Source organism: Micromonospora sp. SYSU B005 (assembly GCF_055362685.1).
Genome location: NZ_JAXCFU010000004.1, coordinates 335,321 through 347,499, shown reverse-complemented (window position 1 = coordinate 347,499; position 12,179 = coordinate 335,321). Strand labels below are relative to the sequence as shown.

12 protein-coding genes are annotated in these 12,179 nt (G+C 71.4%); 7 read left to right on the top strand and 5 right to left on the bottom strand.

What is annotated here, in order from left to right; all coding sequences use genetic code 11:
* Nucleotides 1-2: 2 nt before the first annotated feature.
* Both miaA and SM452_RS13180 read right to left on the bottom strand, forming a co-directional pair.
* Nucleotides 3-980, bottom strand: a complete 978-nt coding sequence (gene miaA, locus SM452_RS13185) for a tRNA (adenosine(37)-N6)-dimethylallyltransferase MiaA (RefSeq protein ID WP_436798868.1) — start codon at nucleotides 978-980, stop codon at nucleotides 3-5.
* Nucleotides 905-1,624: a class III extradiol ring-cleavage dioxygenase family protein gene (locus SM452_RS13180; protein WP_463839997.1), complete on the bottom strand. Its 720-nt coding sequence runs from the start codon at nucleotides 1,622-1,624 to the stop codon at nucleotides 905-907. Before SM452_RS13180 ends, miaA begins: the two co-directional genes overlap by 76 nt.
* Nucleotides 1,625-1,828: 204 nt before the next feature.
* Between SM452_RS13180 and SM452_RS13175 the strand changes: the two genes are divergently transcribed.
* Together SM452_RS13175 and SM452_RS13170 are read left to right on the top strand one after the other, a co-directional pair.
* Nucleotides 1,829-3,037 (top strand): DUF349 domain-containing protein, encoded by a 1,209-nt coding sequence (locus tag SM452_RS13175; RefSeq protein ID WP_194802971.1) that lies wholly within the window; start codon nucleotides 1,829-1,831, stop codon nucleotides 3,035-3,037.
* Nucleotides 3,038-3,367: 330 nt separating this feature from the next.
* The gene (locus SM452_RS13170; protein WP_262013576.1) at nucleotides 3,368-4,990 is read left to right on the top strand and encodes a cellulase family glycosylhydrolase; all 1,623 of its coding nucleotides are present in this window, start codon (nucleotides 3,368-3,370) and stop codon (nucleotides 4,988-4,990) included.
* Between the two features lie 48 nt (nucleotides 4,991-5,038).
* Here the strand turns inward: SM452_RS13170 and miaB are convergent, their stop codons facing one another.
* Complete coding sequence (gene miaB, locus SM452_RS13165) at nucleotides 5,039-6,538, bottom strand: tRNA (N6-isopentenyl adenosine(37)-C2)-methylthiotransferase MiaB (RefSeq protein WP_262013577.1); 1,500 nt, start codon at nucleotides 6,536-6,538, stop codon at nucleotides 5,039-5,041.
* A gap of 52 nt (nucleotides 6,539-6,590) precedes the next feature.
* On the opposite strand from miaB, the gene SM452_RS13160 reads away from it, so the two are divergent.
* Nucleotides 6,591-6,818 (top strand): DUF2277 domain-containing protein, encoded by a 228-nt coding sequence (locus tag SM452_RS13160; RefSeq protein WP_262013578.1) that lies wholly within the window; start codon nucleotides 6,591-6,593, stop codon nucleotides 6,816-6,818.
* A gap of 78 nt (nucleotides 6,819-6,896) precedes the next feature.
* Here the strand turns inward: SM452_RS13160 and SM452_RS13155 are convergent, their stop codons facing one another.
* Nucleotides 6,897-7,376 (bottom strand): hypothetical protein, encoded by a 480-nt coding sequence (locus tag SM452_RS13155; RefSeq protein ID WP_135238912.1) that lies wholly within the window; start codon nucleotides 7,374-7,376, stop codon nucleotides 6,897-6,899.
* Nucleotides 7,377-7,589: 213 nt separating this feature from the next.
* Complete coding sequence (gene selD / locus SM452_RS13150; protein ID WP_463839996.1) at nucleotides 7,590-8,579, bottom strand: selenide, water dikinase SelD; 990 nt, start codon at nucleotides 8,577-8,579, stop codon at nucleotides 7,590-7,592.
* 199 nt (nucleotides 8,580-8,778) lie between these two features.
* Here selD and SM452_RS13145 point away from each other — a divergent pair, with 199 nt between their 5' ends.
* From SM452_RS13145 to SM452_RS13130, 4 genes are all read left to right on the top strand, one after another.
* Entirely contained in the window at nucleotides 8,779-9,534 is a 756-nt protein-coding gene (locus SM452_RS13145; RefSeq protein WP_366620851.1) for an amino acid ABC transporter ATP-binding protein, read from the top strand.
* A gap of 50 nt (nucleotides 9,535-9,584) precedes the next feature.
* A complete protein-coding gene (locus tag SM452_RS13140) occupies nucleotides 9,585-10,520 on the top strand; it encodes a glutamate ABC transporter substrate-binding protein (protein ID WP_013284736.1) in 936 nt (311 codons plus the stop codon).
* 78 nt (nucleotides 10,521-10,598) lie between these two features.
* Entirely contained in the window at nucleotides 10,599-11,255 is a 657-nt protein-coding gene (locus SM452_RS13135) for an amino acid ABC transporter permease (RefSeq protein WP_194802967.1), read from the top strand.
* On the top strand, nucleotides 11,252-12,127 hold the full coding sequence (locus SM452_RS13130; protein WP_463839995.1) for an amino acid ABC transporter permease: 876 nt from the start codon (nucleotides 11,252-11,254) through the stop codon (nucleotides 12,125-12,127). Before SM452_RS13135 ends, SM452_RS13130 begins: the two co-directional genes overlap by 4 nt.
* Nucleotides 12,128-12,179: the final 52 nt, after the last annotated feature.

The window sequence follows — 12,179 nt, the reverse complement described above, 5'->3', positions numbered from 1 at the left end:
CATCATGGCCGATGCTCGGCGACCACCCGCAGGGCAGTGTCGAGAAACGCGGGCGACGCCGAGTCCAGCCAGTGGACGCGCGGGTCACGCCGGAACCAGGAGCGCTGCCGCCGGACGAACCGGCGGGTGGCGCGGATCGTCTCCTCGTGCGCCTCGGCCTCGGTCAGCTCCCCGGCCAGGAACCGCAGCACCTGCTGGTAGCCGAGCGCCCGACTGGCCGTCCGCCCCTCGGGCAGCCCTTCACCGACCAGCGCCCGTACCTCGTCGACCAGGCCGTCGGCCCACATCCGGTCCACCCGCAGCGCGATCCGCTCGTCGAGGCGCCCGGTGTCCAGGTCGACGCCGAGCTGCACGGACGGGTAGTACGGCGTGGGCGACGGCAGCGACGCGGTGAACGGCGCGCCGGTCAGCTCGATCACCTCCAGCGCCCGCACGATCCGCCGCCCGTTCGTGGGCAGGATGCTCGCCGCCGCGCCCGGGTCAGCCTCGGTCAGCCGCGCGTGCAGCGGCAGGGGGCCCACCGCCGCGAGTTCCGCCTCCAGCCGCTCCCGCAGGGCCGGGTCGGTGCCGGGGAACTCGAACCGTTCCAGCACCGCCCGCACGTACAGCCCGGAGCCGCCGACCAGCAGCGGTACCCGGCCCCGGGCCAGGATGTCGTCGACGGCAGCGCGGGCCAGCGTCTGGTACTCGGCGACGCTCGCCGGCTCGGTCACCGGCCAGATGTCCAGCAGGTGGTGCGGCACGCCCTCGCGTTCGGCCGGGGTCAGCTTCGCGGTGCCGATGTCCATGCCCCGGTAGAGCTGCATCGAGTCGGCGTTGACCACCTCGCCGCCGAGCGCGTGCGCCAGCGCGATGCTCAGCGCCGACTTCCCGGCCGCGGTCGGCCCGACCACCGCCACGACGGTCACGCCCGCTCCCAGTTCGCCACGAAGTAGGCAACGCCGTAGGGCGCGTCCTGGTAGCTGACGTCGCCGCGCCAGTCACCGCCCGCCGCCCGGACCGCGCCGGCCAGCACCTGCCACGGCGCCCGCCCGGCGACCCTCAGCTCCGCCGACAGCACCGGGTCCAGGCCGAGCAGGGCGTCGGCGTCCGCGCCGGCCAGGGCAACCGCAACCCCTTCGTCGTACGCCTCAGCGCGCGGGTCGTCGTAGCCAGGCGCCTTGACGCCCCGGCAGGCGGACCCGTCGCCGAGCACGAGCAGCGCGACCCGCGGGTCGTCGTCGAGGATCAGGCTCGCGCCGAACGCCGCGCACTCGGCCGGTGTGGCGTCGTACGCCACCGAGCGGGCCAGCCGGGGCAGCTCGGTGCCGGAGCGGTTCAGCAACCAGGCGCCGACGGTCAGGCTCAGCGGCAGGCGGTCCCCGCCCGCGCAGTTGACCTTCCAGAGCCGCACGTGCCGGTCCAGCCCGTACGGGCGAAGCGAACCGTGCTCGGCGGAGCTGAACCGGACCGTCTCCGGCCCGCCGCCGACGAGCAGGATCGCCTCCGGCTCGGCAGCCAGCAGCCGGGCGACGGCGGCGTCGGTGGCGGCGCGCAGGTCGTCGAGCTCGGGCGCGGCGGCGCCGGCCAGCTCGGGCACGATCAGCGGCGGGTGGGGGCAGACGGCGGCGGCGACCAGTGGCACGCCCCCAAACCTATCGGGATCCCCCGGTGCGTCCCCGCGCCGATCCGGTCATCGAGGGCGTACAACACCGTATGGTCACGGTCGGCGACAGGCGCTCGACACGGACGGGGGCGGACCTGTGACAATGCCGGGAGAAAGTTTGCTGCGCCGTGGCGGCGAACGAGGGGGCTGTCCCCTCGGCGCCGGGAGAACGAGGATGGGCACATGAGCGACTGGACTGCCTTCGGACGGGTCGACGAGGACGGCACCGTCTACGTCAAGACCGCCGAGGGCGAGCGGGTGGTCGGATCCTGGCAGGCAGGGGCACCGGAGGAAGGGCTCGCCCACTTCGCCCGGCGCTACGCCGACCTGGTGACCGAGGTCGATCTGACCGAGGCCCGGCTCAACTCGGGCGCGGCTGACGCCGGCCACTCCCTGACCACGATCCGCCGGATCCGTGGGTCGCTGGCCGAGGCGCACGTCGTCGGTGACATCGACGCCCTTGCCGCCCGCCTGGACAAGCTGGCCACCGTCGCCGAGGAGAAGGCCGGCGAGGCCAAGGCGGCCCGCGAGGCCGCCCGGGGCGAGGCGCTGGCGCGCAAGACCGCCCTGGTCGAGGAGGCCGAGAAGCTGGCCGCCGAGTCGACCGGCTGGAAGACCGCCGGTGACCGGCTCAAGGAGATCCTCGACGAGTGGAAGACCATCCGCGGCGTCGACAAGAAGACCGACGGTGAGCTGTGGAAGCGGTTCGCCGCCGCGCGGGACGGCTTCACCCGCCGCCGGGGCGCCCACTTCGCCTCCCTCGACCAGCAGCGCAAGCAGGCGCAGACGGTCAAGGAGGAGCTGGTCGCCGAGGCGGAGAAGCTCAAGGACTCCAGCGACTGGGGCGTCACCGCCGGTCAGCTCAAGGATCTGATGGCCCAGTGGAAGGCCGCGCCGCGCGCCGCCAAGGAGGCCGAACAGAAGCTCTGGGAACGGTTCCGCGCCGCGCAGGACGAGTTCTTCACCCGCCGCAGCGAGGTCTTCTCCGCCCGCGACAACGAGCAGCGCGCCAACCTGGAGCGCAAGCAGGCGCTGCTGGCCGAGGCCGAGGCGCTGGACGTCGACGGCGACCCGAAGGGCGCCCAGGCGAAGCTGCGGGACATCCAGGCGCAGTGGCACGAGGCCGGCCGGGTGCCGCGCGAGGCCGCCGCCGGGCTGGAGCGCCGGCTGCGGGCCGTGGACGACAAGGTCCGCGAGGTGATGGACTCGGCGTGGCGGCGCACCTCCAAGGAGGACAACCCGCTGCTGGCGCAGATGCGCGCCCAGGTCGCCGAGGCCGAGGACCGGCTGGCCCGGGCCCAGGCCGCCGGTGACACCCGCCGGATCAAGGAGGCCGAGCAGGCGCTCGCCTCGAAGCGGCAGTTCCTCCAGCTCGCCGAGCAGGCCGGCTGACGGAAGCACCCCGGCCGGGCAGGCCGGCGGACGGACACATCGGGTGAGCCCCCGGCCGGTCGGCCGGGGGCTCACCCGCGTCCGGGGGCGGGTTGACGCATCGAGACGGGCTGATCAGAATGAGCGGCGGAGCCAGGTTCAGGCACCGGCACGAGGGCACCGACGGCTGATCTCGCCGTCGACGGTCGCCGGTGCGACATCTCGCGGGTGGCCGTCCACACGACACGGCCCGGCGCGCGCTGCGCGCGTACTCGATGACGAGCGGGACGTGCCTCCTGGTCCTGCCGCCCGCGGCGCCTGCGCGGCGCGGGCATCCGAAGTGGAGCTTCCATGCACCGACGCACCGCCCTCGGCGGCGCCCTGACGGCGCTCGCCACCGCGGCAGCCGGCGTTCTCGTCGCCGCCGCCGTCTCCACCGCACCGGCCGCCGCGGCGGCCGGTGGCACCGGCACCGGTTACCTGCACACCAGCGGCAGCAAGATCGTCGACAGTACGGGCGCGACAGTCCGGCTGACCGGCATCAACTGGTTCGGGATGGAGACCGACAACAAGACGTTCCACGGCCTGTGGTCGAGCAACCCGTGGCGCTCGCAGCTCGACACCATGGCCCGGCTGGGATACAACACGCTGCGGATCCCGTACTCGAACGACGCGCTCAAGGCCGGCGCGACCGCCACCGGCATCAACGACTTCGTCAACCCGGACCTGATCGGGCTCTCCCCGCTGCAGATCCTCGACAAGGTCATCGACTACGCCGGCAGCAAGGGGATGCGGGTCATCCTGGACCGGCACCGGCCGACGTCGGCCGGGCAGTCGCCGCTCTGGTACACCTCGACGGTCTCCGAGACGACCTGGATCAACGACTGGAAGATGCTGGCCCAGCGGTACGCCGGCAACACCACTGTGATCGGCGCGGACCTGCACAACGAGCCGCACGCCGAAGGCACCAACCCGGCCGCCACCGGCGCCTGCTGGGGCTGCGGCGACACCGCCCGGGACTGGCGGCTGGCCGCCGAGCGGGCCGGCAACGCGATCCTCGGCGTGCAGCCCAACTGGCTGATCTTCGTGGAGGGGGTGAGCTGCCCGAGCGGCGGCCTGTCGAACGTCTGGGACAACGACCCCAGCAACGACGAGGACTGCGGCTGGTGGGGCGGCAACCTGTCCAAGGCCGGGCAGTTCCCGGTGCGGCTGAACGTGGCGAACCGGCTGGTCTACTCGCCGCACGAGTACGCCACGTCGGTCTACCGGCAGGCCTGGTTCGACGACCCGTCGTACCCGGCGAACATGCCGGCCATCTGGGACAAGTACTGGGGCTACCTGTACAAGCAGAACATCGCGCCGATCATGATGGGCGAGTTCGGCACCACGCTCCAGGACCCGAAGGACAAGATCTGGCTGCAGAACCTGATGGCGTACACCGGCACCGGCGTGAACGGCATGTCGTTCACGTACTGGTCGTGGAACCCGAACTCCGGTGACACGGGCGGCATCGCCAACGACGACTGGACCACGATCAACCAGCCGAAGCAGGACATCCTCACGCCGTACCTGATCCCGCCGACCGGTGGTGGCGGCACCACCAGCCCGTCCCCGACCGGCACGCCGAACACCTCGCCGGCGCCGACCACCCCGCCGCCTCCGGTGACCGGCGGCTGCACCGCCACCTACAAGCAGATCAACTCCTGGTCGGGTGGCTTCCAGGGGGAGCTGACCGTCAAGAACACCGGCACCGCCGCAGTGAACCCGTGGTCGGCCACCTGGACCTGGCCGTCCGGGGTGACGCTGGCGAGCGGCTGGAACGCCACCGTCACGCAGTCCGGCACCACTGTGACTGCGGCCGCGCCGGCCTGGGCGTCGTCGCTGGCGCCGGGCGCGTCGGTCACCGTCGGCTTCACCGCCAACGGCACCGCCGCGACGCCGGGGAGCGTGAAGCTCAACGGCACCGCCTGCTGAGGCCGTGACGGCGGGGGCCCAGGTCGGGCCCCCGCCGTCACGCTCGGCTCAGTGCGCGGCGCAGCCGCCGACCGGGGCGGGCGCCGCGGCCGGCGCGCCGACCGTCGGCAGGCCGAGCAGCACCCCGGGGGTACGCGGAACCTGTCCCGCCTCGGCCGCGTCCCCGGCCCGGGTGCGCCGGTGCGCCAGCGGTGCGCCGTCGGCGTTCAGGTGGTGCGGGGCGGCGTACGTGACGACTGTGTGCACGATGTCGCCGGGGCGGATCTTTCCGGCCAGCTCACCGGTGGCGAAGTGCACGAGCCGGCCGTCGCGGGCCCGGCCGGACATCCGGCCGGTTCGCTCGTCCTTGCGGCCCTCACCCACCGCCACCAGCACCTCGACGGTCTCGCCGACGAGCTTCTTGTTCTCCGCCCAGGTGATCTCCTCGACGCAGGCGATCAGCCGCTCGTAGCGCTCCTGCACGACCTGCTTGGGCAGTTGGCCGTCCATGGTCGCGGCCGGGGTGCCGGGGCGCTTGGAGTACTGGAACGTGAACGCCGAGGAGAACCGCGCCTCCCGCACCACGTCGAGGGTGCGGACGAAGTCGGCCTCGGTCTCGCCGGGGAAGCCGACGATGATGTCGGTGGTGATCGCCGCGTCCGGCATCGCCGCCCGGACCTTCTCGATGATCCCCAGGTAGCGCTCCGACCGGTACGAGCGGCGCATCGCGCGCAGCACGTCGTCGGAGCCGGACTGCAACGGCATGTGCAGCGAGTGGCAGACGTTGGGCGTCTCGGCCATCGCGGCGATCACGTCGTCGGTGAAGTCCTTCGGATGCGGGCTGGTGAACCGCACCCGCTCCAGCCCGTCGATGTCGCCGCAGGCGCGCAGCAGCTTGCCGAAGGCGTACCGGTCGCCGAACTCGACGCCGTACGAGTTGACGTTCTGCCCGAGCAGCGTCACCTCCAGCACGCCGGAGTCGGCCAGCGCGCGGACCTCGGAGAGGATGTCGCCGGGGCGGCGGTCCTTCTCCTTGCCGCGCAGGGAGGGCACGATGCAGAACGTGCAGGTGTTGTTGCAGCCGACGGAGATCGAGACCCACCCGGCGTACGTCGACTCGCGCCGGGTCGGCAGCGTGGAGGGGAAGACCTCCAGCGACTCCAGGATCTCGACCTCGGCCGCGGCGTTGTGCCGCGCCCGGTCCAGCAGCGCCGGCAGCGAGCCGATGTTGTGCGTGCCGAAGACGACGTCCACCCAGGGCGCCTTGCGGACGATGTCGCCGCGGTCCTTCTGGGCGAGGCAGCCGCCGACGGCGATCTGCATTCCCGGGTGTTTCGCCTTCACGGGGCGCAGATGACCCAGGTTGCCGTAGAGGCGGTTGTCGGCGTTCTCCCGGACCGCGCAGGTGTTGAACACCACCACGTCGGGCTGCTCGTCGGCCTCCGCGGCGCGCACGTACCCGGCGTCCTCGAGGAGGCCGGAGATGCGCTCGGAGTCGTGCACGTTCATCTGGCAGCCGTACGTACGCACCTGGTAGGTGCGCGGGCTGCCCGCGGCTGCGGTAGTCATGACCCGGACAGCGTATCCGGGTGGAGCCGATCGGATCGAACGAGGAGGAGCCGTGTGCCGGAGCATCAAGACCCTGCGTGAGCCGTACGTCCCGGTGGTGACCGAGGAGGACATCCGCGCCGCCGCGTTGCAGTACGTCCGGAAGATCTCCGGATTCCGTACCCCGGCGGCGCACAACGCGGCCGCGTTCGACGCCGCGGTGGAAGCCGTGGCCGCCGCCACGGCGACGCTGCTCGACCAGCTCGTGGTGCGGGGGCAGCAGCCGGCGGCCCGGGGCTGAGCCCGGGACCGCCACCGCTCGCCGCCGGTGGGGGCACGGCGGCGAGCACCGCTCATGGGCGCGCGCCGGCGCCCGCGCTCAGGCGGCGGCGAGCGCCGGGGCGACCGTGTCCGGCGCCCAGCGGGAGCGGTGGCACTGTGACCAGCCCCGGCAGCGCGCGTCGGCGACGGTGCAGAGCCGGTGGTGGCTGAGCACCTCGCCGTCGTCGGTGTCGGCCACGTCGAAGTGCACCGGCCGGATCGTGCCGTCCGGCGCGACCAGCAGGTGCCGGCCGGCGTCGAGCGTGTCGTCCCGCATCAGGCAGTTGCGGCCCAGCAGCCGGGCCAGCGCCGCGATCGCGGGCAGCTCGGTCAGGCTCTCGGGCACGCCGTAACAGTCGACCACGGTGCCGTACAGCCCGGGCGCCTCCCACACGTCGCAGACCACCGCGTACGCGGGGAGCCGCATCGGGTCGGCGACGGCCATGGGCATCACCACCCGGCCGAGCGCCTCGGCCAGTGCCGGGTAGACCTCCACCGGCTCGCCGCCGTCGATTCTCCAGTTCCACAGCTCGGTCATGCCGCCTCCTCGCTGCGCTCGTTCCACCGGCCTCCGGATCGGGCCTTAATGACGATGGTGGGGTGCATTTGACCTCAGCCAGGCGCAAGTTACCGGTCTGTGACCATTCCGGGCAAAATTCCCTCGGGCGACGTTGCCCAGAGTAGCTGGAAGATGACAGTTTATCGGGTACGGTGCCGCGGCGACGGCTCAGCCGCGCCGCGACATCGAGGCTCAGCGCACCCGGATCAGGTGCTCCGACGCGGGCAGCAGCTCACCGATCACCGTGCCGCCCGGCACCTCACCGGCGACCAGCAGGCCGCCCGAGGTCTGCGCGTCGGCGAGCAGCAGCCGCTCCCCCTCGTCCGCGCCGCCGAAGTCCGTCCACGGGGTGACCCACTCCAGGTTGCGCCGGGTGCCGCCGCTGACGTACCCGTCGCGCAGCGCCTCCCGCGCGCCCGTCAGATACGGCACCGCCGCCGCGTCGATCGCCACCGTCAGGCGGCTCGCGCGGGCCAGCTTCGAGGCGTGCCCGAGCAGGCCGAAGCCGGTCACGTCGGTGCCGCAGCGGATGCCCGCGGCCACCGCCGCGCGGGCCGCGTCCCGGTTGAGCCGGACCATCGACTCGACCGCCTCGGGGAAGCGCTGCCCGGTCTGCTTGTGCCGGGTGTTGAGCACGCCCACACCGAGCGGCTTGGTCAGCGACAGCGGCAGCCCGGCCCGCCCGGCGTCGAGCGTGATCAGCTCCTCCGGCCGGACCACGCCGGTGACCGCCAGGCCGTACTTCGGGCCGTCGTCGTCCACGCTGTGCCCGCCGGCCAGGTGGCAGTTCGCCTCCCGGGCCACGTCCAGACCACCGCGCAGCACCTCGCGGGCCATCTCCGGCGGCAGCACCCCGCGCGGCCAGCAGAGCAGGTTGAGCGCGACGAGCGGGGTGCCGCCCATCGCGTACACGTCGGAGAGCGCGTTGGCGGCGGCGATGCGCCCCCAGTCGTAGGCGTCGTCGACCACCGGGGTGAAGAAGTCGGCGGTGCACACCAGACCCGTACGCTCGTCCAGCCGGACCACCGCGGCGTCGTCGCCGTTCTCCAGGCCGACCAGCAGGTCGACCGAGCCGCCGGTGGCGCCGAGCCCGGCGACCATCGCCTCCAGCTCGCCCGGTGGGATCTTGCAGGCGCAGCCGCCACCGCGGGCGTAGTCGGTCAGCCGGATCGCGTCGGTCATCGCCTCATGATCTCCGGCCTGCGGCTTCGGCGCCAGTCGGCCCACCCGGACTGTGACGAAATTCGGACGGGCCGGTATGCAGGTGACCGGTGTTACCGCTCCGTGACCATCTGAGTTGCGTTCTGCCACATCACCCCGCCTACAGTTGCCCAACCGGGGGTCGACCGACCCCCGAATTCCGCCATGGACGACAGGGACGGTGGACGACGTGACGACGGGCGACCCGCTGATCGTGCTCGACGGGGTCAACAAGTGGTTCGGGCCGCTGCACGTGCTCGACGACGTGTCCCTCTCCGTCGGCCGGGGCGAGGTGGTCGTCGTGATCGGCCCGTCCGGCTCCGGCAAGTCGACGCTGTGCCGCACCATCAACCGGCTGGAGCCCATCGACTCCGGCACCATCACGTTCGACGGGCAGCCGCTGCCGGCCGAGGGCAAGCCCCTGGCCAAGCTGCGCAGTGAGGTCGGCATGGTGTTCCAGTCGTTCAACCTCTTCGCGCACAAGACCATCCTGGAGAACGTCGCCCTGGGGCCGGTCAAGGTCCGCAAGGAGAAGCCGGCCGCCGCCCGCGAGCGCGGCCTGGCCCTGCTGGACCGCGTCGGCATCGCCAACCAGGCGGACAAGTACCCGGCGCAGCTCTCCGGCGGTCAGCAGCAGCGGGCGGCGATCGCCCGCGCGCTGGCCATGCAGCCCAAGGCGATGCTGTTCGACGAGCCCACCAGCGCGCTGGACCCGGAGATGGTCGGCGAGGTGCTCGACGTGATGACGTCGCTGGCGAGCGAGGGCATGACCATGGTCGTGGTGACCCACGAGATGGGCTTCGCCCGGCACGCCGCGAACCGGGTCATCTTCATGGCCGACGGCAAGCTGGTCGAGGACGCGCCGCCGGCTGAGTTCTTCGCGAACCCGCGCAGCGAGCGGGCCAAGGACTTCCTCTCCAAGATCCTCACCCACTGAGCGTCCGTAGTGGAGTCGTCCCGTCGGCTCCGTCGAAGAAGGAGATGTGTATGCGTTACAAGCGCGTGGCGGCGGTGGCCATGATGGCCTCGCTCGCCCTTTCCGCAGCTGCCTGTGGCAAGGAGGGGAACCCGGCTCCCAGCGGCGGCGGCAACGCCAGCGGTGGAGCGCAGGGCGACAACTGCAGCAGCTCGGGCGTGACCTTCACCCCGAAGACGGACGCCAACGTCGCCGGCAGCCCGGCCTTCGAGAAGATCAAGTCGGCCGGCAAGGTCGTCATCGGCGTCAAGTTCGACCAGCCGAACCTCGGCTACAAGGACGCCCAGGGCAAGCGGTGCGGCTTCGACATCGAGATCGCCCAGTACGTCGCCAGCACGCTCGGCGTCGACCCGGCGAAGATCGAGTACAAGGAGATCGCGTCCGCCAACCGGGAGACCGCGATCAAGGGTGGCGAGATCGACTACTACGTCGGCACGTACTCGATCACGGACAAGCGCAAGAACGACGTCTCCTTCGCCGGCCCGTACTTCGTCGCCGGCCAGGACCTGCTGGTCCGCAAGGACGAGTCGTCGATCACCGGCAAGGACACGCTCAAGGGCAAGAAGGTCTGCTCGGCCACCGGCTCCACGCCGATCCAGAAGATCCGCGACGAGGGCCTGACCGAGGGCGAGAACATCGTCGAGTTCAAGACCTACTCGGAGTGCGTCTCGCAGCTGCTCGACAAGAAGGTCGACGCGGTGACCACCGACGACGCCATCCTCAAGGGCTACGCCGCGCAGAACCCGGACGAGCTCAAGGTCGTCGGCCAGCCGTTCAGCACCGAGAAGTACGGCATCGGCCTGCCCAAGGACGACAAGGCGCTGCGTGACTACGTGAACGACCAGATCGAGGCGGCGTTCACCGACGGCACCTGGAAGAAGATCTACGACGGCACGCTCGGCAAGTCCGGCTCGCCGGCCACCCCGCCGCAGCTCGAGCGGTACTGACGGTCCGCACCGACGTCGGACCGGGCGGGGAGGTCCTCCTCCCCGCCCGGTCCCGTCTGGAGAGAGTGAGAGCGAGGTATGGGCGAGTTCTTCCGCGTCCTGACGGACAACGCGAGCCTGTTCCGCGAGGGGTTCTTCAACACCGTCAAGCTGTTCCTGATCGCCGGCGTCGGCAGTCTCGTCCTCGGCATGCTGCTCGGCGCGATGCGGGTGTCCCCGGTGCCCGCGCTGCGGGCGTTCGGCGCCACCTACGTCAACCTGGTGCGCAACACTCCCCTGACGCTGGTGTTCGCGTTCCTCGTCTTCGCGGTGCCGAAGCTGGACGTCAACATCGACTACTTCAACAGCGCCTGCATCGCGCTGATCGCGTACACCTCGGCGTTCATCTGCGAGGTGGTCCGCTCCGGCGTGAACACCGTCGCCACCGGCCAGGCCGAGGCGGCCCGCGCGCTGGGCATGACGTTCGCCCAGGTGCTGACGCTGATCGTGCTGCCGCAGGCGCTGCGGGCCATGGTCCCGCCCATGATGAGCGTGCTCATCGCCATGCTGAAGAACACCACGATCGCCGCCGGCTTCTCCGTGCTGGAAGCCGGCGCCATCCCGGCGTACATGTCGGAACGGGGTGAGCCGCAGTTCATCGTGCTCACCTGGATCGTGATCGGCTTCCTCATCCTGATCATCCCGCTGGTGGTGCTCCAGCGGATCCTCGAGCGCAAGTGGGCGGTGGCCCGATGAGCAGCAGCAGCGTCCTCTACGACATCCCCGGCCCGAAGGCCCGGATGCGCAACCGGATCCTCGGCATCGTCTCGATCGCGGCGATCGTGGCGCTGATCGCGTTCGTGGTCTACAAGTTCAACGAGACCGGCCAGTTCGAGGCCCGCAAGTGGGAGCAGTTCCAGTACGCGGCCGTGCAGCGGGAACTGCTGAACGGCCTCTGGGCCACACTGAAGGTCGCCGCCGTCGCCACCGTGCTGGCGCTGCTGTTCGGCGCGTTCTTCGCCAGCGCCCGGCTCAGCGACAAGGTGCTGTTCCGCGCTCCCGCCACGTTCGTGGTGGAGCTGTTCCGGGCCATCCCGCTGCTGATCCTGATCTTCTTCGGCTACTACGTGCCGTTGCAGTACGGCTGGCCGATCGACAAGTTCTGGGCGCTGGTCATCGGGTTGACGCTCTACAACGGCTCGGTGCTGGCGGAGATCTTCCGCGCCGGCATCAACGCCGTGCCGTACGGGCAGTCCGAGGGCGCGTACGCGATCGGCATGCGCAAGAACCAGGTGCTCCGGCTGATCCTGCTGCCGCAGGCGTTCCGGTCGATGCTCCCGGCGATCGTGAGCCAGCTCGTCGTCCTGCTCAAGGACACCGCGCTCGGCTTCATCATCACGTACCCGGAGCTGCTCTTCGTGGGCAAGCAGATCGGCGGCCGGCTGGCGTTCGGCCTGCCGTACGTGCCGACGTACCTGATCGTCGCGGCCATCTACATCAGCATCTGCGGCCTGCTGTCGGTGCTGGCCTGGTGGTTGCAGAAGCGACTGACCCGGCTTCCGCGCACCGCGGCCAAGCCGCTGCCGGCGACGCAGACCGACGGTGGCACCGGCGCCACGTCGCTCTGAGCTGACGTCGTCCGACGGACACGAAACGGGCGGGTGGGGAGAACCCCACCCG

Bases quoted from the DNA above. Each gene is read 5' to 3' on its own strand.
- SM452_RS13175 (WP_194802971.1), top strand. From the start codon at position 1,829: ATGAGCGACTGGACTGCCTTCGGACGGGTCGACGAGGACGGCACCGTC.
- SM452_RS13170 (WP_262013576.1), top strand. From the start codon at position 3,368: ATGCACCGACGCACCGCCCTCGGCGGCGCCCTGACGGCGCTCGCCACC.
- miaB (WP_262013577.1), bottom strand. From the start codon at position 6,538: ATGACTACCGCAGCCGCGGGCAGCCCGCGCACCTACCAGGTGCGTACG.
- SM452_RS13155 (WP_135238912.1), bottom strand. From the start codon at position 7,376: ATGACCGAGCTGTGGAACTGGAGAATCGACGGCGGCGAGCCGGTGGAG.
- selD (WP_463839996.1), bottom strand. From the start codon at position 8,579: ATGACCGACGCGATCCGGCTGACCGACTACGCCCGCGGTGGCGGCTGC.
- SM452_RS13140 (WP_013284736.1), top strand. From the start codon at position 9,585: ATGCGTTACAAGCGCGTGGCGGCGGTGGCCATGATGGCCTCGCTCGCC.
- SM452_RS13135 (WP_194802967.1), top strand. From the start codon at position 10,599: ATGGGCGAGTTCTTCCGCGTCCTGACGGACAACGCGAGCCTGTTCCGC.
- SM452_RS13130 (WP_463839995.1), top strand. From the start codon at position 11,252: ATGAGCAGCAGCAGCGTCCTCTACGACATCCCCGGCCCGAAGGCCCGG.